Here is a 22,353-nt window from a genome sequence, read left to right on the forward strand (position 1 = left end):
AGTCTTGAGGTTCTCCGCGAGCTTGAATTAGCGATGGGAGAGGATATTGACGACCTTGCCAAAAGGGTCGCGGACATAGAAGCGGCGGACGCCCCACGGCTCGTCCGTGAGGTCGTACAATATGCCGAAGCCCATGGAGGTGGCACGCTGATAGAGCGTGTCGACATCGTCGACTTCGATGGAAAGGTCGGGGACGAGCGTTCCCGAACCGCCTTCGCTGGCGACGCTGATCTGCGGCACAGTTGCCGCTTCGGAGGCGAAGGTCAGGATCCAGCCGTGATCCATCACGATGTCGAGGCCGAGCAGGTCGTGGTAGAAAAGACGGGCGGTGGCAGGATCGGCGGCGGGTAGGTTCGGGATGATGCGTAGGACGGTCACTGACTTCCTCCCTGGTGGACATAGAGGCGGGCAGATGCCGCGCCTCCACCATGCTGAGCTTAAACTGTGACGGCGGGCAGCAGTTTGCCGCGCTCCGCCAGGATGTGGCGGCAGGCGCTGGCGACTTCACGGCCCTTGATGATGAAATGTTCCTTGAAGAACTGGATGTGCGCTTCCGATTCCTGGAAATGATGCGGCGTCAGGACTGCCGACAGGATCGGCACACCGGTATCGAGCTGGACGCGCATCATGGCATCGAGAACCGTATTGGCGACGAATTCATGGCGATAGATGCCACCGTCGACAACGAAAGCGGTGGCGATGATCGCGGAATAACGGCCGTTGCGGGCAAGCGTCTGAGCGTGCAGCGGAATTTCCAGCGCCCCGGGTACGTCGAAGATATCGATCGGCGGCGCGCCTTCCGCCGTCTGCCATTCAGCAACGAAGGAATCGACCGAGCGATCGACGATATCGGCGTGCCAGCGGGCCCGAATGATCGCAATGCGGCTCGGTTGGGTAGAAATCGAAATGGTCATGAATTTTGCCTTTCAAGGGTTGTTGTCAAATATCCCTTGGGCGAACACGCAACATCGCAGCACCCCTCGCGGGAGGTACGATCCTGCTTGCTCTCTTCCATCCGGACTATACCGTCGGCTCCGGCATCTCACCGGATCTGCTGACCCTTCCGAAATCCGGAAGGCGCTCGCGGGCTCGAGGAAACTCCCCATACCGCCGGTGGGGAATTGCACCCCGCCCTGAGAACGCGTGGACTATAGATGCTTTGTCTTATGGAAATCAAAGAAAAACGCCGGGCTTTTGACCCGGCGCCTGCGAATAATTTTCCAAAATGACCCGGTGATGGACTCTTTCTCAGTCCTGAATGACGAGCAGGTCGGAAGAGGCGAAGCGCAGCGTCACCTTCTCACCAACACTCGGAGGCATCATTCCCGGGCTGTTGAACATGTCGAAGGAAATCGTGTTGCCGGCGACATTCATGCGGGTGCGGATGACCGAGCCCAGGAAATGTGCCGAGGAGACTTCGCCTGTGAGGGCGGTATCTCCCTTGGCCGATTCCGCCAGCGAACCAGCTTCCGGACGCAGGGCAAGCGATACGGTATCGCCCGGCTTGTAGGCGGTAACCGACTGCTTCAGGGTCACACCCTGATCGCCGATCATGATGCGGTTACTGTCGGGGTCGACGACCTTGCCTTCGATCAGATTCAGCGTGCCGACGAAGGAGGCGACGAAACGGGTTGCCGGCTTGTTGTAGATTTCGAACGGCGTGCCGATCTGATCGGCGCGGCCTGCATTCATGACCACGATGCGGTCGGAGATGGACAGCGCCTCTTCCTGATCGTGCGTCACGAAAACTGTGGTGATGCCGAGCTGCTGTTGGATGGCGCGGATTTCCTCGCGCAGCGAGATACGGATCTTGGCGTCGAGAGCCGAGAGCGGCTCGTCGAGCAGGAGCACCTGCGGCTTGACGGCGATAGCGCGGGCGAGCGCCACGCGCTGCTGCTGGCCGCCGGACATCTGGTATGGATAGCGGCCGGCGAGATGATCGAGCTTGATGAGTGCCAGCATCTCCTTGACGCGCTTGTCGATGTCGGGCTTCGCCATGCCGGCCACCTTGAGGCCGAAGGCGACGTTGTCATGCACCGTCATGTTCGGAAACAATGCGTAGGCCTGGAAGACCATGCCGATATTGCGCTGGTTCGGTTTCAGCGCCCGCTGGTCCTTACCATTGATCGACAGGGTGCCGGCGGTCGGCGTCTCGAAACCTGCGATCATGCGCAGCACGGTCGTCTTGCCGCAGCCCGACGGTCCGAGGAAGGAGACGAATTCTCCCTTCTCGATTTGCATATTGAAATCATGGACGACGTGAATGTCGCCGAAGGACTTCTTGATGTGGGTGAGTTCGAGAAAAGCCATGGTGAGAAGCCTTACGCCTTAATCGGAGCGGATTTTGAGAAACGGGAAACGAGCTGCAAGAGGCCCATGCTGAGCCAGGTAACGGCAAGCGCGATGATGGCCAGGGCAGAGGGCTCGTAAGCTCTATTGGCGCCCATAAGCTGCATGTAGGGCCCGAATGCCGGACGGTTGAGCAGCGATGCCATGGTGAATTCGCCCATGACGATCGCAAGGGTGATGAATGCTCCGGAAAGCACACCGCTCATGACATTTGGAAAGATGCATTTGAACATGATGGTTGTCCATTTTGCACCAAGGCTTTCGGCAGCCTCCGTCAGCGTGCCGACATCAATGGTACGCATCGCCGTATCGACCGAACGATACATATAGGGCAGCGACAATACAATGTAGGAGCAGACGAGCAGAATGTTCGTCGTCGAATTATAGCCGGTCAGCGGCAGGATCGACGACGAATTATAGAGCCGCAGGTAGCCGAAGACGATGACGATGGCCGGAATGACCAACGGCATCAAGGTGATGAATTCTACGACAGGGCGAAGCTGCGGCAGCCGCAACCGCACCCAATAGGCCGTGGGCACAACGAGCAGCATGCCGAAGATGATGGTCAGAAGCGCCATCAACATCGAGAAGCCAAAGGCCGTTATGAAGCCGAAATCCGAAAAGACGGAGGCATAGGCGTCAAAGCTGTAAGCGTTGCGCCGCATGCGCAGCGAGAACTCCAGCGTACCGATGAGCGGCACCAGGAAGTAGATGAGGCCGATGGCAACGGCGATCCAGGCGAAGAATTTTTGCAGCTTCATTTCTGCCACCGTTCAGCGCGCATGCGCATCAAGATATAAATGACGTTCGAAATACCGGTGATGACGATCATGCCCAGCGCCAGCGCATAGCCCAGATTGGCATTGTGCAGCACGTCGCCGCGGATCTGCGCATAGAGCACGATAGGAACGATGTTCAGCGAGCTGCCGGTAAGTGCAATTGCAGTCGCGATGGCGCCGAACGAATTTGCAAACAGTAGCAGCGTCGTGCCAAGCAGGCTCGGCCAGAGGATCGGCAGGGCGACCATCCGCCAATATTGTCCATTGGTTGCGCCTAGAATGGAAGCCGCTTCTTGCCATTCCTTCTTCATGCCGTCGAGCGCAGGCGTAATGATCAGCACCATCAGCGGAATCTGGAAGTACATGTAGGTAATGGTCAAGCCGAAGAAGCTCAACAGGTTGAAGCCACTGCCGTAGAGGTTGAAGCCGAAATGAGCGAGCAATATCGTGACCAGACCCTGGCGGCCGAGTGTGGCGATGAACGAGAAGGCCAGTGGCACGCCGGCGAAATTCGATGCGACCCCCGAGAAGGTTAGGAAGGCGTGACGGATCCAAGTGGGAAGCCCGCCAAGGACCAGCGCCCAAGCAAGGTAAAAGCCGATGATCGCGCCACCGAGCGCCGAAGCGACCGAGATTTTGATACTGATCCAATAGGCGCTCATGATCGTCGGCGTGAACAGGTCGGCGATGTTCTTGAGCGTCAGGCTGCCGTCCGGCGTCAGAAAGGCGCCTGCTATCAGATAGATCGTCGGAAGAATTAGGAACAGCAGCGCGAAGATCAGGAAGGGTGCTATTCCCAGCCAGTCGATGACTACACGCTTATTGATCATCGGAGTGGAACTGACCGTTGATGTTGTGGCGATGCTCATGATTGGCCCAATCCGCGGCGTCAGAAAAACGGAAACCTCCCCGCCGAAGCGGGGAGGTCATGTCAGGTCAAATTACTGCACGTTCGAACCGACGACAGAATCCCACTTGGTGGTGATGGCGGTCTTGCCGGCAGCCTGCTCGTCGAGCGTCGGGAAGACTGCCTTTTCATAGGCAGCAGCCGGCGGCAGCTTGTCGAGAAGCTCCTGCGGGACCTTCTTGTTCTTCGCCAGATCGTTGAAGCGGATCGGGTGGCAATAGCCCTTCAGCCAGCCGATCTGGCCTTCGTCGGAATAGAGGAACTCCATCCAGAGCTTGGCAGCATTCGGATGCGGCGCGAAAGCCGAGATCGCCTGGACGTAGACGCCTGCGATAACGCCCGAAGCCGGAACGGTGACGTCAACCGGCGGGTTGCCGTTCAGGCTGTCTCGCCAGGAAAGACCGTTGTAGTCCCAAGCAACGACGATCGGGGTTGCACCCTGAGCCAGCGAAGCGGACTTGCCGATGACCGGAACGAAGTTGCCGGCCTTGTTCAGCTTCGCGAAGTAGTCGAGACCGGCAGCGCCGACCTTGACCGCATCCTTCTCGCCAGCGGCGAGACCGGCGGCGTAGACGGCCTGAACGGCCTGGTTCGAGGTGCGCGGGTCGCCGGCGAGCGAAACGGTGTTTGCATATTCCGGCTTCAGGAGGTCAGCCCAGTCCTTCGGCGGGTTCTTCACAACGTCCTTGTTCACAACGAAGGAGAGAACGCCGTAGTAGTCGCCGTACCAGTAGCCTTCGGCATCCTTGGCGCTGTCCGGAATCGAATCCCAGGTGGAAACCTTGTAGGGTTGCAGCAGGCCTTCCTTCTTGGCCGTCGGGCCGAAGGAGAGACCAACGTCGATCACATCAGGAGCCTGCGGGCCGGTGTTGCCCTTGTTGGCGCGGATTGCTTCGACTTCATCGCCCGAACCGGCATCCGGATTCAGTTCGTTGACTTCAATGCCGTATTTTGCCTTGAACGCAGAGATCAGATCGCCATAACCGCACCAGTTGTGGGGCAGGGCGATAGTGGTCAGCGTGCCTTCCTTCTTGGCGGCAGCGATGAGATCGGCGCTCGGTTCCGCGGCGGCAATAGCCGTCGAAGCGACGAGCATCGCCGTGGAGATTGTCAGAAGACGATGAATTTTCGAGATCACTGCATTTCCTCCTTTTGGGTTTTCAGTGTCTGGCGTTGCTGTTAATGACGTTACATGAAGGTTGTGTGACGACTTCAAAGCGTTGGGTTTACTGAAAACGCAGTCGATTTTTGCTTCTAATCGACAAGTATGACAGTCGCTGTATTCCACATCCTCCAGGAGCTGTTATTTTCTGTTTTCACTCCCCTTCAGCTTAGCTTGCGAAACAGCTTGGTTTGTTCGAAAAGACCTTCCAGTGTCTTCATGCGCTCGCTCGTTTCGTCCCATGTCGAGCTTTGGACGGCTTCGATCAGGGCTTCGACGATGAACAGGGTAACGACCGATGAATCCCAGGCGGATGGCGCCTCGATTTGCACGCGGAACGTGTGTTTGGCATGTTTGGCGGCCGGAGTTGCCCACTGATCGGTGAAGACGATGATTTCAGCGCCATGGCGGCGGGCGGCAGCCGCGAGATTGACCATTTCCTGCTCGTAGCGCCTGATATCGAAGATGACGAGCAGGTCGCCCGGATTCATGTTCAGGACATATTGCGGCCATGCGCTTGAGTTCGAAGAAAGCAAGGTCGTGTTCGGTCGGATGACCTGCATATGAGTGAAGAAATATTCGGCAAGCGCCCCGGTGATGCGGCCGCCTACGAAATAAAGAGCGCGTTTTCTTTCCGACAGCAGTGCCGCGACGCTGTCGAAGGTGGCCACGTCGAGGTCCGACAGGGTCTGCCGCAGATTGCCTGTGATGGTATCGGCAAAGCGATTGAGGATATGCGTGCCCGGAGCGTTCGATGCCCAGCGATCGTGCTTTGTCAGCGGGTTGGAGATCGTTGCTTCTACTTCCTGATGAAGATGGGCCTGGAAGTCCGGATAGCCTTTATATCCGAGTTTCTGCACCATGCGCGCGACTGTCGGGGTCGAAACCCGCGCATTCTCGGCGACGGTGGTGATGCTACCCAATCCGGAAACGGGATAGTTGTCGAGCAAGCTTTTGGCGAGCTGCTTTTCGGCGCGCGTCAAAGTGTCAAAGCGCGCATTGATCACGTCCGAAACTGTCTTCGACGCATTGCTCACTCGATTTTTGCTCCCCGAACGGTCTGATGCCGCTTTCTTTCCAGGATATAACAACGCTGTCACAATTCGAGTCAATGTCACAAATGAAGAAATAATTTCAGTTTCCAGTTGACAGCAGGGAAAACCTGAAGAATTCTTTTCTTATAAAGATTTTATTAATCGGCACTGGGGCGTCTCTGATGCTTGCGCAGCAAGGCATTTTGTCGAAGGCGGACGGCGATTGCGTCGCGGTCGAAAGGCCGGACGGAGGCAGCGCAGTTTTGCTCGTTTGCGAGCATGCCTCGCGTGAGATTCCTGAGCGGTTCGGCGATCTCGGGCTTTCAGCCGAGGCGCGTTCTAGCCACATCGCCTGGGACCCGGGTGCACTCGCGGTTGCAAGGAGAATCTCCGCGGGCCTTGATGCCACTCTGGTGTTTCAGCGCTTCTCCCGGCTGATTTATGATTGCAACCGGCCCCCCGAAAGCGCCGGTGCCATGCCGGAGACGAGCGAGATCTATACGATCCCCGGCAATCAGCATCTGGGCGAAGCGGACAGGCGGGCCCGCACGGAGGGGCTCTATATCCCGTTCCACGATCGCATCCGGTCGCTTTTGAAGGAGCGTGCCGCACGCGGACAAAAAACCGTGATCGTGACAATTCACAGCTTCACGCCGATCTACAATGGCAAGCCGCGCGCGGTGGAGCTTGGCATTCTGCATGACGAAGACCGTTGGCTGGCCGATCGCATGTTGGACGCAGCGACCGAAGCGCCGCTCTACAAGACTGAACGCAACCAGCCTTACGGACCTGAAGACGGCGTTACCCATACGCTGAAGCTGCATGGGCTTGCCAATGGTCTGCATAACGTAATGATCGAGGTCCGCAACGACCTCATTCGGGATGACGTCGGCCAAGGGGTCGTGGCCGATTATCTGACGGGGCTTCTCCAGAGCGGTCTGGAAGCCTGAGCATAAAAGAAAAAGACCCCGGGGAGCAGTTCAACTGCGATCAGGCCGCATGGCGAAATGCCAGCGGTCAATGTGACACATGGTTCTCCGCAATCCCGCGGACGACCGGGCTTTAGGGGGAATGGCATGTCTGATTATTCAGAGTTAGACAAAAAGCAGGATGTCCAGATCCTGCACTCCATGGGCTATGCCCAGGAGTTGGAACGGCGGATGAGTTCATTCTCGAATTTCGCCGTGTCCTTCTCGATCATTTGCATTCTATCCGGCGGTATCAATTCGCTCGCCCAGGCGACATCGGGTGCGGGCGGTGCCGCTATCGGCATCGGCTGGCCGGTCGGCTGCTTCATATCTCTCGTTTTCGCCGTCGCGATGGCGCAGATCAGCTCGGCCTATCCGACGGCCGGCGGTCTCTATCACTGGGGCTCGATCCTCGGCAATCGCTTCACCGGCTGGCTGACGGCCTGGTTCAATCTGCTCGGCCTCGTCACGGTCCTTGGCGCCATCAATGTCGGCACCTATTATTTCTTCATCGGTGCCTTCGGCGGCTATTTCAACATGACCGACACCACGCTGGTGCGCATCGTGTTCCTAGTGGTCATCACGGGCCTTCAGGCACTGGTCAATCACATGGGTATCGGCTTGACAGCGAAGCTGACCGACTTTTCCGGCTATCTGATCTTCGCAACCTCGATCCTTCTGGCGGCAGTGTGCCTGATCGCTGCGCCGTCCTATGATTTCGCTCGGCTTTTCACCTTCACCAATTATTCCGGTCTGGCGACGATTGCTGCCGACGGCTCGGCAACCGGCGCGCCGGTCTGGCCGCAGGTTTCGACCTTCTGGGTCTTCGCGCTCGGCCTTCTGCTGCCGATCTACACGATCACCGGCTACGACGCCTCGGCCCACACCTCGGAAGAGACGGTGAAAGCCGCCCATTCCGTTCCGCGCGGCATGGTATCCTCGGTTCTGTGGTCGGCGCTCTTCGGCTACATCATGCTTTGCTCGTTCGTGCTGATGCTGCCGAATATGGACGATGCCGCCAAGCAGGGCTGGAATGTGTTTTTTTGGGCAATGGACGCACAGGTCAATCCCATCGTGAAGGACATTCTCTATCTGCTGATCTTCGTCAGCCAGTGGCTGTGCGGTCTTGCGACGGTCACCTCGGTTTCGCGCATGATCTTCGCTTTCTCGCGTGACGGCGGTCTGCCGGCTTCCAAGGCGCTTTCGCGGGTCAGCCCGAAATACCGCACGCCGGTTTCGGCGATCTGGATCGGCTCGATCCTTTCCGTCCTCTTCGTCTGGGGTTCGTCGCTGGTATCGATCGGTGACACGCCGGTTTATACCATCGTTGTCTCTTGCACCGTCATCTTCCTGTTCTTCTCCTTCGCAATCCCGATCACGCTCGGTCTTTTCGCGTGGGGTACGGCGAAATGGGACAAGATGGGTCCTTGGAACCTCGGGGAAGGGCTGTTCAAGCTGTTTGCCGTGCTGACAATCATCGCCATGATCATCATCTTCGTTCTCGGCATTCAGCCGCCGAACGACTGGGCAGGCATCATTACCGTCGGCTTCCTCGTGCTGACCGGCATCGTCTGGTTCGGTTTCGAGCGCCGTCGCTTCAAGGGTCCGCCGATCGGCGACGCGATTGCCAAGCGCAAGGCTGAGATCGCGGCAGCGGAAGCCGCCGTCGGCGAGAAGTAAGCGAAGTCCAATCTTTGTAAGCAATGGGGTCGCAGACCTGCGGCCCTTTTCACCGGTAGCGACACGGCGGCACGCGCGCGGATTATCCGCAAGACGGTATCGTTCGGCAGGCCGACGTTTCAATTCATTGTTCAGGCGGACCAAATTATGAGCAGCAGCTATACGTTCGACGACCTCAAGCGAGATGTGGCCGAAGGGCGCATCGATACGGTTCTGGCATGCCAGGTCGACATGCAGGGCCGGTTGATGGGCAAACGCTTCCAGGCGGAATTCTTCATTGAAAGCGCCTGGAAGGAAACGCATAGCTGCAATTATCTGCAGGCGACTGATATCGAGATGGAGACCGTCTCCGGCTACAAGTCGACAAGCTGGGAGAAGGGTTATGGCGACTATACGATGAAGCCCGATCTCGCCACGCTGCGCCGTATTCCCTGGCTTGAAGGCACGGCGCTCGTGCTCTGCGACGTGCTCGACCACCATACTCATGAGGAAGTCGCGCATTCGCCACGCGCTATTCTCAAGAAGCAGGTCAAGCGTCTCGAAGCGATGGGCATGAAGGCCTATATGGCTTCGGAGCTTGAATTCTTCCTGTTCGACCAGAGCTATGACAGTGCCCGTGAATCCGGCTATCGCAATCTCAATCTCGTCAGTGGCTACAATGAGGATTACCACATCTTCCAGACCACCAAGGAAGAGGATGTGATGCGGGCGATCCGCAAGGGATTGCAGGGCGCGGAGATCCCTGTCGAAAACTCCAAGGGCGAGGCATCCGCCGGCCAGGAGGAAATCAACGTCCGCTACGCCGATGCTCTGACCATGGCCGACCGCCACGCCATCATCAAGAATGGCTGCAAGGAGATTGCCTGGTCGAAGGGCAAGGCCATTACGTTCCTGGCGAAGTGGAACTACAGCGCTGCGGGCAGTTCCTCTCATATTCATCAGTCGCTCTGGAGTGTAGACGGCAAGACGCCGCTATTCTTCGACAAAGAAAAAGAACACGGCATGACGCCGCTGATGAAGCACTATGTTGCGGGCCTTCTGACGCATGCCAGCGAAATCACCTATTTCCTTGCGCCCTATATCAACTCCTACAAGCGCTTCGTTGCCGGCACCTTCGCACCCACCAAGGCGATCTGGAGCACCGACAATCGCACGGCCGGCTATCGCCTGTGCGGTGCCGAAACCAAGAGCATCCGCATCGAATGCCGCGTCGGTGGCTCGGATCTCAATCCCTATCTGGCATTTGCTGCCCTGATTGCCGCCGGCCTTGATGGCATCGAAAACAAGCTCGAACTTGAGGCGCCCTTCGTCGGCGACGCCTATGGCGCGCGCGAAGTTCGCGAGATACCGCGCACCCTGCGTGGTGCGACCGAAGCCCTGACCAATTCGAAGATGCTGCGCGCCGCCTTTGGCGACGATGTCATCGATCATTATACCCGCGCTGCCGAATGGGAGCAGGAGGAGTATGATCGTCGCATCACGGATTGGGAAGTGGCGCGCGGATTCGAAAGAGCGTAAGGCTTTGGCGATCTGCCTCTTGCCCGATTTTCATTCTACGATCGGGCGGGGCGCCGAGATGTTTTTGCCGGCGGCGGGACATTCGGCAATCAATTGGATGATTAAGAAAACAGGAATTCGATCATGACCATGATCACATGCGTCTCCCCGGTGAACGGAGAGGTTTATGCCGAGCGTCCGGCGCTGTCGCTGGAAGCCGCCAAGGACGTCGTCGCACGCGCCCGTAAAGCGCAGAAGGATTGGGCGCGCCGTCCGCTGGAGGATCGCGTTCAGCTCGTGCTGAAGGGCGTGGCCCGGCTCAATGAGATGGCCGAAGTAGTGGTGCCGGAGCTTGCCTGGCAGATGGGCCGCCCGATCAAGTATGGCGGCGAATATCGCGGCTTCAACGAGCGCTCCAACTATGTCGCGTCGATCGCCGCCGATGCGCTGGCACCCTTGGTCGTCGAGGACAGCGCCAATTTTGCCCGCCGCATCGAGCGCGAACCGCATGGCGTCGTCTTCGTCATCGCGCCGTGGAACTATCCCTACATGACCGCGATCAACACGGTCGCCCCGGCGCTGATGGCCGGCAATACCGTCATTCTCAAACATGCAAGCCAGACGCTGCTCGTCGGCGAGCGGCTGGTGCAGGCTTTCGTCGAGGCCGGCGTTCCGGCCGATGTCTTCCAGAATGTCTTCCTCGATCATGAAACGACTTCGGCTCTGATCGCAGCCGGAAGCTTCAACTTCGTCAATTTCACCGGCTCCGTCGAAGGCGGCCGGTCGATCGAGCGTGCGGCAGCTGGCACCTTCACCAGCCTCGGCCTGGAACTCGGCGGCAAGGATCCGGGCTATGTGATGGAGGACGCCGATCTTGACGCTGCCGTCGACACGCTGATGGATGGGGCGACCTACAACTCCGGCCAGTGCTGCTGCGGCATTGAGCGTATCTATGTGCATGAATCGCTCTACGACGCCTTCGTCGAGAAGTCCGTCGCCTGGGTTTCGAACTACAAGCTCGGCAATCCCCTTGATCCCGAGACGTCGCTCGGGCCGATGGCGCACAAGCGCTTTGCCAAGGTGGTGCGTGAACAGATCGCCGATGCGGTTGCTAAGGGCGCCAAGGCGCTGGTCGACCCGAAGCTGTTCCCGGCTGACGATGGCGGTGCCTATCTCGCGCCGCAGGTCCTCGTCAATGTCGATCATTCCATGGCTTTTATGCGCGAGGAGACCTTCGGTCCTGCCGTCGGGATCATGAAGGTGAAGAGCGACGCGGAAGCGCTGGAGCTAATGAACGACAGCCCTTACGGTCTGACGGCTTCGCTCTGGACGAAGGATGTTGAGCGCGCCTCGCGCATCGGTCGCGAAATCGAAACCGGCACCGTCTTCATGAACCGCGCCGATTATCTCGATCCGGCGCTGTGCTGGACTGGCGTCAAGGAAACCGGTCGTGGCGGCTCGCTGTCGATCATCGGCTTCCATAATCTGACGCGCCCGAAATCCTATCATCTGAAGAAAGTAACAGCATGAGCACTATCTCAGCCAATTGGAGCTATCCGAACGCCTTCAAGCTCGGCCGTGGCCGGATTAAGGAACTGGCGGACGCCTGCAAGAGCCTGGGCATGAAGAAGCCTCTCCTGGTCACTGACCGGGGTCTTGCCTCGATGGCGATCACGGCGACGGCGTTGGATATTCTGGAAGATGCAGGTCTCGGCCGCGCCATCTTCGCTGACGTCGACCCGAACCCGAACGAGAAGAACCTCGAAGCCGGCGTGAAAGCATTCAAGGACGGCGGCCATGATGGCGTCGTCGCATTCGGCGGCGGTTCCGGCCTCGATCTCGGCAAGTGCGTCGCTTTCATGGTGGGCCAGTCGCGTCCGGTCTGGGATTTCGAAGACATCGGGGACTGGTGGACCCGCGCCAGCCTCGACGGCATTGCGCCGATCGTCGCGGTGCCGACGACGGCCGGCACCGGTTCGGAAGTCGGCCGTGCCAGCGTCATCACCAATTCCGCAACGCATGTAAAGAAGATCATCTTCCACCCGAAATTCCTGCCCGGCGTCGTCATCGCCGATCCCGAACTGACCGTCGGCATGCCGAAGATCATCACCGCCGGCACTGGCATGGATGCTTTCGCCCACTGCCTGGAAGCCTATTCCTCGCCGTTCTACCACCCGATGTCGGCTGGTATCGCGCTAGAAGGCATGCGGCTCGTCAAGGAATTCCTGCCGCGCGCCTATCGCGAGGGGACGGATCTCGAAGCTCGCGCCAACATGATGAGTGCTGCCGCCATGGGCGCCGTCGCCTTCCAGAAGGGGCTTGGCGCGATCCACGCGCTGTCGCATCCGATCGGCGCCGTCTACAACACGCATCATGGCATGACCAATGCCGTCGTCATGCCGGCCGTCCTGCGTTTCAACCGCAAGGCTATCGAGGATAAGATTGCCCGTGCCGCAGCCTATCTGGGCATCTCGGGCGGTTTTGACGGCTTCTACGACTATGTGCTGCAACTGCGCTCGGAACTCGGCGTGCCGGAAAATCTGTCTGCCATGGGCATCGCGCCCGATCGAATCGACGAGCTCTCCGCCATGGCGATCGAAGACCCGAGTGCCGGCGGCAATCCGGTGCCGCTGACGCTGGAAAACACCAAGGCTCTCTTCCGGGATTGCTTCTGATACTGCACTCAGCTCCCCGATATGTGGGATGCAATTGGCAGCTTATCAGGCCAAACAAAAAAGCCGCCGAGTGTCACCCGGCGGCTTTTTTCATTGAAGCCCTGTCTGGTAATCAATCCACGAATTCGACGACGACGCCCGGCTTGACCATCTTGGCAAGTTCGGTTGCATCCCAATTCGTGAGGCGCACGCAGCCATGGCTCTGCGTCTTACCGATTCTCGAGGGATCCGGCGTGCCGTGAATGCCGTAGGTCGGCTTCGAAAGAGCCATCCAGACCGTACCGACCGGGCCGTTCGGGCCTGGCGGAATATTGAGAACCTTGTCGTTTCCGGCTTGCTGGAAGTTGATCTTCGGATTGTAGGTATAGCCCGGATTGAAGGCGACGCGCTCGACCGTGACTGTGCCTGACGGCGAGGGCGTGTCGGCGGAGCCGATGCTGGCCGGGTAGGCGGCGATCAGTGTGCCGTTGGCGTCATAGGCGAAAACCTGCTTGCGGCCCTTGTCCGCCAGGATCTTGGCGACTGCGCCGGTCTTACTGGGGCCAGTATTGACGACCTTGATGGTGCTGCCCGGCACGGTGAAATCGACGCCGGGATTGAGCGCCTTCAGATAGCCTTCATCCATGTGAAAGCGTTCGGCCAGCATTTCCGTCGTCGAGGTATAGCCGAGGGACGGCATCTGTGCCTTAGCCGCATAGTCCTCAGGAATAGAGGCGACATAGGGGCCTGCGGCGTCGGCCGCCGTGATCGTGTAGTTGACGATCGGCATACCGCCGGACATGCGAAGCTGCTCGAGGATCGCGTCGGTATTGTTCGGGTCGAGCGTCTGGCCGGTCATCTGCTGATAGGCATAGATCGCCTTGGTGACGTTGGCACCCATTCTGCCGTCGATCGCACCCGGCGAAATGCCCTGCCGCGCGAGGAAGACCTCCAGCGCGGTGATCTCCATCTTCGATTTGCCCTTCAGCGTGATGACGGGTTCGGCCGGTGCCGGTTTGTTGACGATGTCGGGTGCGCTCTGCTGTGGATCGATCGATGCGTAGTCGTTGCCGTTCGGGTTCGTCTGGCCCTGGTTCTTGCCAGGCAATGGCTGATTGTCGAGCGGCTGGCGCTGGATATCGCTGTCGCGCGGAATTCCGCCAGTGACCACACCGCGATCCTGCTGGTCGTAACCATTGTTGGGTGCGCCGTCGTAATTTCCGTAGGTGTCGGAGCGATATTGACGATAGTCTTGGTAGTCGCCGTTGTTGGAAAGCTGCGTGTCGCCATACCGGCCGCCATTATTGCCATAGGTATCGCGGGCTGGGGCGCGAGGATAGTAGGTGCTGGCCCTCATCTCCGTGGCGACGACATTGCCGTAGGCATCGATCAGGACCCGGCGGCCGCGACCGTCGCGGGCCATGGAATATCCACCACCATAAGGATACTGATCGAGGATCCGGCCGTCAGGGGTGACAAGAACCGTGTTGCCGTTGCCGCTGCGATAATATTGTGCCTGCGCGTCCGTGAGCGCGAGCATGGACACGGTGGCAGTCATTGCCAGGGCAAAACTCAATTTTACGAACCGGTTCACGTCTGTCGGATCCTCGGGATGGTCGTTGGGCTGACACACACATGGCAATTTTGACGCCAGTATGGAGATTTAGATTATCATGCTGAATAAAATATAAAAATTTATGTGATCAAGGCTTCAAGTTAAGATTTGGTAAGCCAAATAACCGCTTATTTCAGCCGCGCGCCACCTTGGGACAGCACCTGCGCTCGGCGTCGATCGGGGAGGACTTTGAGGATGATGGATTTTTCTGCGGCGAAAGGGCCGAAATTGACGCTTGATGAGGGGTCCGTTCTGGATATCGGCGCCTGCATCGTCGAGGGCAACGACCTCGCGCCCGGAAGTGCCGTTCCTGACGATGGCGATCCGCGGATCAGTCATTCTGTGGAAGGCTTCCTCTTCACCTGCGGTCCGGACCATATCCGCCATCCTGAGCCGATGTCCGGCGCCTATGAAGGCAAGCGCTATCCGCTTCACGGTTCCTTCGCGTCCCATCCAGCCAAAATTCTCTGGACTAAATTCGAGAATGGCAATGCGGAATGCCGCGCCGATATCGATGTTGTCGCCGCCGAACGCCGCACGGCGAGGCTCGAACGTCTTTGGCAGATCGATGGTGCGACGGGCGAGGTCTCGCTTGCGGACCGTTTGGTCAATACCAGCACGGAGGCGATGCCGGTTTTCCTGATGTACCATATGAACATCGGCGGCAAATGGTTCGATAACGGCACGCGCCTTGCCGGGCAGATGCTGGACAATGGCGGCTTTCCCTGGACCTTCGGCGAGGAGGGGGGCGATATCTTCTGCGTGCCGGCGCAGGACAAGGGCGAGGATTGGGCGGAGATCAGTCTCGGCCCTATTGCGGCCATCGGCGGCAAGACACTAAGGGTGCGTTTTGGAACGGACACGCTGCCATTCCTGCAGGTCTGGCGCAATCAGCGCGCGCCGGCGCACGTGCTCGGTATCGAGCCTGTTTCGCATCGCTGGGTCTCGCGGGCCGAGCTGGAAGAGACAGGCGAATTCAATATTCTCCAGCCCGGTGAAGCCCGCAATTTCATGCTCAATTTTGCCTTTGTTTGAGAGCGTGCCGCGGTTGACGCTCGCCCTATGGCGGCGTAGATCAAGGCCACGGTTTTAGAGAGGACATGAACCATGGATATCCGCCCGATCGACGATGAATACTCGGTGTCCGGCCAGATCACCGTAGAGGATCTCGACCAGATCAAGGCCCTGGGTTTCAAGTCCATCGTCTGCCATCGCCCCGATGGCGAAAGCCCGGATCAGACGCCGTTCGGTGTCATCGAAGCCCGCGCCAAGGAACTCGGTCTGGAGATCACCCAGGTGCCTGTCGGCCCGATGGGCGTAACTGAAGAGGCCGTGCAGGGCATGGTTGATGCGCTGGACGAGTTTCCGCGGCCGATGCTCGGCTATTGCCGCTCCGGCGCACGCTCGACCGCGATCTATCAGAAGACACATCACATCCGCGGCTGAACGGGTTCTTTCCCCCGGCCTTTTGATTGCGGGGCAGGCGGTGAGCTATGCCCTGTTTACCTGTCGAAGAACAACATCAGGAGAACACCATGAGCATCAAGCGTATCGACGTTGGCGCCCGCATGAGCGGCGCTGTCATCCACGGCAACACCGTCTATCTCGCCGGCCAGGTTGGCGAAGGCGAAAGCGTCACCGATCAGTGCAAGTCGGCGCTGGCTGAAGTTGACCGCCTGCTCGCTGCAGCCGGCTCCAACAAGTCGAAGATCCTGCAGACGATCATCTACCTCTCGGACATCTCCTACTTCGCTGAGATGAACGCCGCCTGGGAAGCCTGGGTCGATCCGGCCAACACGCCGGCCCGTGCGACCAGCGAAGCCAAGCTCGCAGCGCCGAAGTACAAGGTCGAATTCATCGTGACGGCAGCACTCTAAGTCGCGCCATCCGTGATTTTTTCAAGGCCGGTGGGCTCGCGCTCACCGGCCTTTTGTCTGGGCGATTTCCGTCAGGGTGCGGGAGGGCGTGATCGCTTCCGGGTCGAGCGCAATCTCGATGATGGCCGGCTTGCCGCTCGCTCGCGCCCGCTCGAAGGCCGGGCCGAATTCTTCCGTCGCGTTCACTGTTTCGCCGTGGCCGCCATAGGCGCGGGCAAGGGCCGCGAAATCCGGATTATCGAGTGCGGTGGCGCTGACCCGGCCTGGATATTCCCGTTCCTGATGCATGCGGATAGTGCCGTACATGCCGTTGTTGATGACTAAAGCGATGAGCGGCAGTCCATACTGGACAGCGGTTGCAAATTCCTGGCCATGCATCATGAAGCAGCCGTCGCCGGCAAAGCAGATGACTTCGCGCTCGGGAAAGAGCTGTTTTGCAGCAACCGCGGCGGGCAGACCATAGCCCATCGAGCCCGACGTCGGAGCCGCCTGTGTGTTGAAGCGGCGGAAGCGGTGGAAGCGGTGAAGCCAGGTGGCATAATTGCCGGCGCCATTGGTGAAGATCGCATCATCGGCCGTATTGGCTTCGATCCAATCCATGATGCGGCCCATATGGACGGCGCCGGGACTCTTTTCCGGTGTTTTCGACCAGGCGAGATAGGCCGCGTGCATGCGTTCCGTGCGTTCGGCCCACGGTGTTACGGTTGGCGCATCGAGTTCCGCCAGAGCCGCAACGAAATCCGCGGGGCTGGCACAAATGGCCAGGTCCGGCCGATAGACCCGCCCAAGCTCCGAAGGGTCGGGATGGATGTGGACGAGCTTTTGGCGCGGGTAGGGGATATCGACGAGCGTATAGCCGGAGGAGGGCATTTCGGAGAGGCGGCCGCCGAGAAGGATCAGCAGATCCGCCTCTTTGATTTCCTTTGCCAGCGCCGGGTTGATGCCGATGCCGACATCGCCGGCATAGTTTGGATGCAGATGGTCGAACAGCATCTGCCGGCGGAAGGAGCAGCCGACCGGCAGTTTGAAACGCTCGGCGAATTGTCTGATGCCGGCAACCGCTTCCTCGTTCCAGCGCGTGCCGCCGAGAATGACCATTGGCCGCTGGGCAGCCGCAAGACACTGGGTAAGTTCTGCAAGCTGGCCGCGGCCCGGATGGGCGGCAACTGGGACGTAGGGCAGTGCTTGCGGCGCTTCGACTTCATCGCGCAACATGTCTTCGGGGAGGGTCAGTACAACCGGACCTGGGCGTCCCGATGTGGCCACCGCAAAGGCACGGGTGACGAATTCCGGAATGCGGGCGGCATCGTCGATCTCTCCGACCCATTTCGCAAATTCTGTAAAGGCGCGGCGAAATTCCACCTCCTGAAAGGCTTCGCGTTCGCGGGCATCGCGCTGGACCTGGCCGATGAAAAGGATCATCGGGATCGAATCCTGCCGTGCGATATGAAGGCCGGCAGAGGCGTTTGTGGCGCCGGGACCGCGGGTGACCATGCAAATGCCCGGCTCGCCGGTCAATCGGCCCCAGGTATCCGCCATCATGGCCGCGCCGCCTTCCTGGCGGCAGACGAGCACCCTGATATCGCTGTCATGCAGGGCATCGAGCACGGCGAGAAAGCTCTCGCCCGGCACGCAGGATATGCGCTGCACGCCATTGGCCTTCAAAGCCTCGACGATAAGTTGCCCGCCCGTTCGCTTCATCTCCTCGCCTTCCCCTCCAGTTCGGCCAATTCGGCCAAAACTTCCTCCTGATGTTCGCCGAGGCGCGGGCTCGGCCGCGTATAGGTCAACGGCGTTTCCGATAGCACGATCGGCGTGCGGACGCTCGGAATGACAGTGCCGGCGCTATCCTCGAGATCGATCCTCAGTCCGCGCGCCACAATCTGCGGGTCGGCGAACATATCCTCGATCGTGTTGATGGCGCCGACCGGTACGGCGTTGGCCTCACAGGCGCGGAGCAGCTCTGCCTTGTTCCACTTCAGCGTTTCGGCCGAGATGGAAGCCCGAACCTCGTTGCGGTTCGCAACGCGGGCCTTGTTGGTCGCATAGCGCTCGTCATCGGCATTGGTTTCCATGCCGAGAATGGCGCAGAGGCGCCGGAACTGCCCGTCGTTGCCGACAGCGAGAATGAGATAGCCGTCGGCGGTAGGCACGACTTCATAGGGCGAGATGTTGGGATGGGCGTTGCCGAGCCGCACGGGCGGCTTACCCGAAATCAGATAGTTCATGTTCTGATTGGCGAGCACTGCGGATTGTACATCGAGCAGTGCCATGTCGATGAGTTGTCCTTCCCCCGTCTTCAGCGCATGGATCAGGGCGGCCTCAATTGCCGATACGGCATAGATGCCGGTGAAGATATCGGCGATTGCGACGCCGGCCTTCATCGGCTGGCCATCCGGCTCGCCTGTGATCGACATGAAGCCGGACATGCCCTGGACGATATAGTCATAGCCGGCGAGACTTGCATAGGGGCCGGTCTGCCCGAAGCCGGTGATCGAGCAATAGACGATGCGGGGATTGATCTTCCTCAGGCTTTCGTAATCCAGCCCGTATTTGACGAGGCCGCCGAGCTTGAAATTCTCGATCACCACATCGGCTGTCTTTACCAGCCGGCGCACCAATTCCTGACCTTCTTCGGTCTTGAGATCGGCGGTGATGGAGCGCTTGCCGCGATTGGCGGAGTGATAATAGGCAGCAGAGAGATTTTCGCCATCCTTGCCTTCGACGAAGGGCGGACCCCATTGGCGCGTGTCGTCGCCGCCATCGGGATTTTCCACCTTGATGACATCGGCGCCGAGGTCGGCCAGCATCTGCCCGGCCCAGGGGCCGGCGAGAACGCGGGCAAGCTCTATGACACGAATACCGGACAGCGGAGGTTTCTTGGTTTTCTGGTCTGTCATGTCGATCCACTCGCTTACGGCGTGAATGCAGTTTCAGATGTATCGGATACCGGCTTGGAAGCAAAGCGCCGCTCGCGCCAGAGAATGTAGAGGCCGGAGCCGGTGATGATGAGAATGCCGAGCCATTTGATCGCATCCGGGAAATTGTCGAAGACGAGCCAGCCGAAGATCGTGGCGGAAACGATCTCGAAATACTGCAGCGGCGCAAGTGTCGAGGCCGGCACGGCGCGATAGGCATATACCGTGAGGATACCCGCCGCTGCTGCAGTAACACCAACGCCGAGCAGATAGAGCGTGGCCATCAGATCCGGAATGACCGGATCGAGGATTGTAGATCCCGTCGTTCGACCGATGGCAAGCAGGACCATGCTGATGCCGGTCCCCCATAAAGCCGTCTGGAACTGCATTGACCATGCGTCCTCGCTATGGGAGACCACCCGCGTGATCATGACGTAAACGGCGACGCAAAACGCGGTGACGATAGGAAGCAAGGCGAAAAAACCGACTTCCTGAAAGCTTGGCTGGATGATCAGCATCGCGCCGAAAAAGCCCACGGCACAGGCGGTATAGCGCCGCCAGCCAATGGTTTCCCTTAGGAAGACGCTGCTGAGGATGGTGAGCATCATCGGCTCGACGAAGAAGATGGCAATGGCATCGGCCACTTCCATCACCTGCAGCGTGGTCACGAACGACACCATGGATAGCGTGAGCACGGCGGCACGGATGGCATGGACGCCGCTGCGTCGCCAACTCCACACGCCCCATTTCCCGCGCATTGCCATCATGGGGAGCGCAAAAAGAGCCTGGAAGATGAAGCGGGCGGCGGTCACTTCGCCCGGCGGAATCGTGGTCGCCGCAAGCTTGGAGAAGATATCCATGACTGGCGAGAGGACGACGGAGAGAAACATCGTCACCAAACCGAAGGTCAGCTCCGATTGCGGCAATCGCGCCGAGGAGCCGCGGGAGGTGTTCATTGTGGAATTCCCATGAGAATCAGTTGTTTGCCGTTATCCTCTTGCACCAGTCGGCGAAGTTGGAAATGGCTTCTTCGGCACCGATTTCGTTGAGCGTCTCGTGCCGCATGTCGGGATAGATCTCGATGGTAATACGAGAGAAACCGGCTCTTTTCAAATGGTTTGCCAGCCAGAAAATCGCTTTCGCATTCTCCGTCGCCGGATCCTTGCCGCCGCCGACGAGATGGATCGGCAGGTCGCGCCGGAGGCGGTCGCGATAGGTTCTTTGCGGCGCCCGGAAGGTCAACTCGAATAGGTCGAGCCAGAGCGAGACAGAGGCGTCGAAGCCGCAAAGCGGATCGGCGATATATTTGTCCACCTGCTCGGGAATGCGCGAGAGCCAGTCGAAATCCGTGCGGCGGTTGGCGATCGATTTACCCCAGGTGCCGAAGGTCAATTTCGGCAGCGGCCCGCTCGGGACGTCCGATCCCTTGAACATGCGCTCCGTTTTGAGGATGAGCTGCGCAGCACGGCCCGCGAGGCCCGGATTGAAATTGGAATTCCAGACTGTGACGGCATCGAACTTGTCGGGGTGCGTGACGACGGTGTTCAGGCTGATCAATCCGCCCATGGAATGCCCGAACAGGATGATCGGCACGCCGGGATGGGCGCTTGCGGCAAGCTCGCGCATGGCGAGCACATCGGCGATGACCAATCCCACTCCATCTCTTCGCGCAAAGCGGCCAATCGGCGCGTCGTGAGCGATGGTCTCGCCATGGCCGCGATGATCGTGAGCATAGACATGAAAGCCTCGGCCCGCCATCGTATCCGCGAAGGCCTCGTATCGGCGGGAATGCTCGGCGAGGCCGTGCGATATCAGCAGGATGCCGCGAGCATCGGTTGCTGCCGGCAAATGATGATAGGCAAGGGTTGCGCCTGTCGGACTTTTCAGGCGCTGCGTCTCGGCGAACATATATTTGTTCCTCCCCTGTTAGACGAAAGGTCATCCCCCGCTCGATTGCAATGGATAGGTGAGAAAGCTCACAGAAATAAATCTTTCCGAGCGCCGTGATTCAGGATTGCGCCTGCTCGCTCAAACTGCTTATTTGTTCCCATAATGTTCTAGTTGGAGGCAGGAATGAAGCAGTGGCTTCGAGTATTTGCAGTTGTACTTCTTTCGGTCGGAACGGCGGCGAGCGCCATGGCTCAGGAACATAGCCGCGGACGGACGCGCTTTATCCTGGCGGCGAGCTGGGAGCCGGCATTTTGTCAGACGAACCAGAAGAAGGCGGAATGCCGGAACCAGTCGTCGAACAATCATGATGCCACCAATTTTTCTCTGCATGGCCTCTGGCCGATGCGGCAGGAATATTGCGATGTTTCCGAGGATCTGAAGCAGGCGGATCGTGGCCGCGACTGGAAGGATCTGCCTGCCGTGCAGCTTTCCCAAGACGTGAAGGCGAAGCTGGACAAGGCAATGCCAGGCACTCAATCCGGCCTGGAGCGGCATGAATGGATCAAGCACGGCACCTGCACGAAGCTCAGCGCCGATCAATATTTCTCCATCGCCGCCGGTCTGATTGCCGAACTCAATACGTCTGCCGTGCGGGATCTTTTCGCGCAGAATATCGGCAAGGAGCTGGATGCCGAAAGTATCAAGGCAGCCTTTGACCAGAGTTTCGGCGAGGGCGCCAATGCGCGCATCAAGATGAGCTGCCGCCGCGTCGGCGATGTCCGAATGATTTCGGAGCTGACCATCGGTCTCTCCGAAGATGCGATCGATCCCCAGCAGGGCAGTGAGCCGCGGCTCGCCAAACTGATCCAGGGGGCCGGCAGCACCTCCTTCGGCTGTGATCGGGGTGTGGTGGACGCGGCCGGTTTCTGAGAAAATACGGCCTTTCTGACACGGATAATGCCCTCGGACAAGGTTTCGCCGTTGCCCGAGGGCGGGGTTTCGCCTACATAGCGGCACAAATCG

The 22,353-nt window shown here is 59.2% G+C and carries 21 protein-coding genes and 1 riboswitch; of the genes, 9 read left to right on the plus strand and 12 right to left on the minus strand.

Annotated features, from left to right (window positions below):
* Positions 1-27: 27 nt before the first annotated feature.
* From AC13QE_RS06440 to AC13QE_RS06470, 7 genes are all read right to left on the minus strand, one after another.
* Positions 28-378 carry a VOC family protein gene (locus AC13QE_RS06440; protein WP_015340400.1) on the minus strand — a complete coding sequence of 117 codons (351 nt, stop codon included), beginning with the start codon at positions 376-378 and terminating at the stop codon, positions 28-30.
* Between the two features lie 59 nt (positions 379-437).
* Positions 438-914, minus strand: coding sequence for a 6,7-dimethyl-8-ribityllumazine synthase (locus AC13QE_RS06445; protein ID WP_132717028.1), 477 nt, complete (start codon positions 912-914; stop codon positions 438-440).
* Between the two features lie 85 nt (positions 915-999).
* A riboswitch (FMN riboswitch) is annotated at positions 1,000-1,145 on the minus strand.
* Between the two features lie 103 nt (positions 1,146-1,248).
* Positions 1,249-2,310: an ABC transporter ATP-binding protein gene (locus AC13QE_RS06450; protein WP_015340398.1), complete on the minus strand. Its 1,062-nt coding sequence runs from the start codon at positions 2,308-2,310 to the stop codon at positions 1,249-1,251.
* A gap of 11 nt (positions 2,311-2,321) precedes the next feature.
* Entirely contained in the window at positions 2,322-3,110 is a 789-nt protein-coding gene (locus AC13QE_RS06455) for an ABC transporter permease (protein ID WP_015340397.1), read from the minus strand.
* The gene (locus AC13QE_RS06460) at positions 3,107-3,997 is read right to left on the minus strand and encodes an ABC transporter permease (RefSeq protein WP_015340396.1); all 891 of its coding nucleotides are present in this window, start codon (positions 3,995-3,997) and stop codon (positions 3,107-3,109) included. The genes AC13QE_RS06455 and AC13QE_RS06460 overlap by 4 nt, the downstream gene beginning before the upstream one ends.
* A 72-nt stretch (positions 3,998-4,069) precedes the next feature.
* Positions 4,070-5,173: an ABC transporter substrate-binding protein gene (locus tag AC13QE_RS06465; RefSeq protein WP_112334428.1), complete on the minus strand. Its 1,104-nt coding sequence runs from the start codon at positions 5,171-5,173 to the stop codon at positions 4,070-4,072.
* A gap of 188 nt (positions 5,174-5,361) precedes the next feature.
* Entirely contained in the window at positions 5,362-6,234 is an 873-nt protein-coding gene (locus AC13QE_RS06470) for a MurR/RpiR family transcriptional regulator (protein WP_015340394.1), read from the minus strand.
* 179 nt (positions 6,235-6,413) lie between these two features.
* Between AC13QE_RS06470 and AC13QE_RS06475 the strand changes: the two genes are divergently transcribed.
* The 5 genes from AC13QE_RS06475 (at position 6,414) to AC13QE_RS06495 (ending at position 13,051) form a co-directional block, all read left to right on the plus strand.
* Positions 6,414-7,181 (plus strand): N-formylglutamate amidohydrolase, encoded by a 768-nt coding sequence (locus AC13QE_RS06475; RefSeq protein ID WP_488483070.1) that lies wholly within the window; start codon positions 6,414-6,416, stop codon positions 7,179-7,181.
* A gap of 126 nt (positions 7,182-7,307) precedes the next feature.
* Positions 7,308-8,879 (plus strand): amino acid permease, encoded by a 1,572-nt coding sequence (locus AC13QE_RS06480; protein ID WP_132717026.1) that lies wholly within the window; start codon positions 7,308-7,310, stop codon positions 8,877-8,879.
* Between the two features lie 147 nt (positions 8,880-9,026).
* Positions 9,027-10,397: a glutamine synthetase family protein gene (locus tag AC13QE_RS06485; RefSeq protein WP_015340391.1), complete on the plus strand. Its 1,371-nt coding sequence runs from the start codon at positions 9,027-9,029 to the stop codon at positions 10,395-10,397.
* A gap of 123 nt (positions 10,398-10,520) precedes the next feature.
* Entirely contained in the window at positions 10,521-11,906 is a 1,386-nt protein-coding gene (locus AC13QE_RS06490; protein WP_132717025.1) for an aldehyde dehydrogenase family protein, read from the plus strand.
* Positions 11,903-13,051, plus strand: coding sequence for an iron-containing alcohol dehydrogenase (locus AC13QE_RS06495; RefSeq protein ID WP_488483071.1), 1,149 nt, complete (start codon positions 11,903-11,905; stop codon positions 13,049-13,051). The genes AC13QE_RS06490 and AC13QE_RS06495 overlap by 4 nt, the downstream gene beginning before the upstream one ends.
* Positions 13,052-13,163: 112 nt before the next feature.
* Here AC13QE_RS06495 and AC13QE_RS06500 read toward each other — a convergent pair whose 3' ends face one another.
* Positions 13,164-14,624, minus strand: a complete 1,461-nt coding sequence (locus AC13QE_RS06500; RefSeq protein WP_488483072.1) for a L,D-transpeptidase — start codon at positions 14,622-14,624, stop codon at positions 13,164-13,166.
* Between the two features lie 216 nt (positions 14,625-14,840).
* On the opposite strand from AC13QE_RS06500, the gene AC13QE_RS06505 reads away from it, so the two are divergent.
* The 3 genes from AC13QE_RS06505 to AC13QE_RS06515 all read left to right on the plus strand — a co-directional run bounded on the left by AC13QE_RS06505 (position 14,841) and on the right by AC13QE_RS06515 (position 16,522).
* Positions 14,841-15,680, plus strand: a complete 840-nt coding sequence (locus AC13QE_RS06505) for a DUF4432 family protein (RefSeq protein ID WP_488483073.1) — start codon at positions 14,841-14,843, stop codon at positions 15,678-15,680.
* Between the two features lie 72 nt (positions 15,681-15,752).
* Positions 15,753-16,091: a protein tyrosine phosphatase family protein gene (locus tag AC13QE_RS06510; protein WP_112334441.1), complete on the plus strand. Its 339-nt coding sequence runs from the start codon at positions 15,753-15,755 to the stop codon at positions 16,089-16,091.
* A gap of 89 nt (positions 16,092-16,180) precedes the next feature.
* Positions 16,181-16,522: a RidA family protein gene (locus AC13QE_RS06515; RefSeq protein WP_132717021.1), complete on the plus strand. Its 342-nt coding sequence runs from the start codon at positions 16,181-16,183 to the stop codon at positions 16,520-16,522.
* Between the two features lie 42 nt (positions 16,523-16,564).
* Here AC13QE_RS06515 and AC13QE_RS06520 read toward each other — a convergent pair whose 3' ends face one another.
* From AC13QE_RS06520 to AC13QE_RS06535, 4 genes are read right to left on the minus strand one after another with little or no spacing between them, the layout of a single operon-like run.
* A complete protein-coding gene (locus AC13QE_RS06520) occupies positions 16,565-18,223 on the minus strand; it encodes a thiamine pyrophosphate-binding protein (protein ID WP_488483074.1) in 1,659 nt (552 codons plus the stop codon).
* Complete coding sequence (caiB, locus tag AC13QE_RS06525; protein WP_488483075.1) at positions 18,220-19,422, minus strand: succinate--glutarate CoA-transferase; 1,203 nt, start codon at positions 19,420-19,422, stop codon at positions 18,220-18,222. The genes AC13QE_RS06520 and caiB overlap by 4 nt, the downstream gene beginning before the upstream one ends.
* 14 nt (positions 19,423-19,436) lie before the next feature.
* Complete coding sequence (locus AC13QE_RS06530; protein WP_488483076.1) at positions 19,437-20,396, minus strand: DMT family transporter; 960 nt, start codon at positions 20,394-20,396, stop codon at positions 19,437-19,439.
* Positions 20,397-20,415: 19 nt separating this feature from the next.
* Positions 20,416-21,348: an alpha/beta hydrolase gene (locus AC13QE_RS06535; RefSeq protein WP_488483077.1), complete on the minus strand. Its 933-nt coding sequence runs from the start codon at positions 21,346-21,348 to the stop codon at positions 20,416-20,418.
* Between the two features lie 165 nt (positions 21,349-21,513).
* Between AC13QE_RS06535 and AC13QE_RS06540 the strand changes: the two genes are divergently transcribed.
* Positions 21,514-22,260: a ribonuclease T2 family protein gene (locus AC13QE_RS06540; protein ID WP_112334451.1), complete on the plus strand. Its 747-nt coding sequence runs from the start codon at positions 21,514-21,516 to the stop codon at positions 22,258-22,260.
* Positions 22,261-22,353 lie beyond the last annotated feature (93 nt).

The sequence above is a fragment of the Martinezella sp. CNPSo 3957 genome (genome assembly GCF_057784395.1).

Excerpts from the sequence above, each read along its gene's own strand:
- AC13QE_RS06445 (WP_132717028.1), bottom strand. The coding sequence starts at position 914 with ATGACCATTTCGATTTCTACCCAACCGAGCCGCATTGCGATCATTCGG.
- AC13QE_RS06450 (WP_015340398.1), bottom strand. The coding sequence starts at position 2,310 with ATGGCTTTTCTCGAACTCACCCACATCAAGAAGTCCTTCGGCGACATT.
- AC13QE_RS06455 (WP_015340397.1), bottom strand. The coding sequence starts at position 3,110 with ATGAAGCTGCAAAAATTCTTCGCCTGGATCGCCGTTGCCATCGGCCTC.
- AC13QE_RS06460 (WP_015340396.1), bottom strand. The coding sequence starts at position 3,997 with ATGAGCATCGCCACAACATCAACGGTCAGTTCCACTCCGATGATCAAT.
- AC13QE_RS06475 (WP_488483070.1), top strand. The coding sequence starts at position 6,414 with ATGCTTGCGCAGCAAGGCATTTTGTCGAAGGCGGACGGCGATTGCGTC.
- AC13QE_RS06480 (WP_132717026.1), top strand. The coding sequence starts at position 7,308 with ATGTCTGATTATTCAGAGTTAGACAAAAAGCAGGATGTCCAGATCCTG.
- AC13QE_RS06485 (WP_015340391.1), top strand. The coding sequence starts at position 9,027 with ATGAGCAGCAGCTATACGTTCGACGACCTCAAGCGAGATGTGGCCGAA.
- AC13QE_RS06490 (WP_132717025.1), top strand. The coding sequence starts at position 10,521 with ATGACCATGATCACATGCGTCTCCCCGGTGAACGGAGAGGTTTATGCC.
- AC13QE_RS06495 (WP_488483071.1), top strand. The coding sequence starts at position 11,903 with ATGAGCACTATCTCAGCCAATTGGAGCTATCCGAACGCCTTCAAGCTC.
- AC13QE_RS06505 (WP_488483073.1), top strand. The coding sequence starts at position 14,841 with ATGATGGATTTTTCTGCGGCGAAAGGGCCGAAATTGACGCTTGATGAG.
- AC13QE_RS06510 (WP_112334441.1), top strand. The coding sequence starts at position 15,753 with ATGGATATCCGCCCGATCGACGATGAATACTCGGTGTCCGGCCAGATC.
- AC13QE_RS06515 (WP_132717021.1), top strand. The coding sequence starts at position 16,181 with ATGAGCATCAAGCGTATCGACGTTGGCGCCCGCATGAGCGGCGCTGTC.
- AC13QE_RS06520 (WP_488483074.1), bottom strand. The coding sequence starts at position 18,223 with ATGAAGCGAACGGGCGGGCAACTTATCGTCGAGGCTTTGAAGGCCAAT.
- caiB (WP_488483075.1), bottom strand. The coding sequence starts at position 19,422 with ATGACAGACCAGAAAACCAAGAAACCTCCGCTGTCCGGTATTCGTGTC.
- AC13QE_RS06530 (WP_488483076.1), bottom strand. The coding sequence starts at position 20,396 with ATGAACACCTCCCGCGGCTCCTCGGCGCGATTGCCGCAATCGGAGCTG.
- AC13QE_RS06535 (WP_488483077.1), bottom strand. The coding sequence starts at position 21,348 with ATGTTCGCCGAGACGCAGCGCCTGAAAAGTCCGACAGGCGCAACCCTT.
- AC13QE_RS06540 (WP_112334451.1), top strand. The coding sequence starts at position 21,514 with ATGAAGCAGTGGCTTCGAGTATTTGCAGTTGTACTTCTTTCGGTCGGA.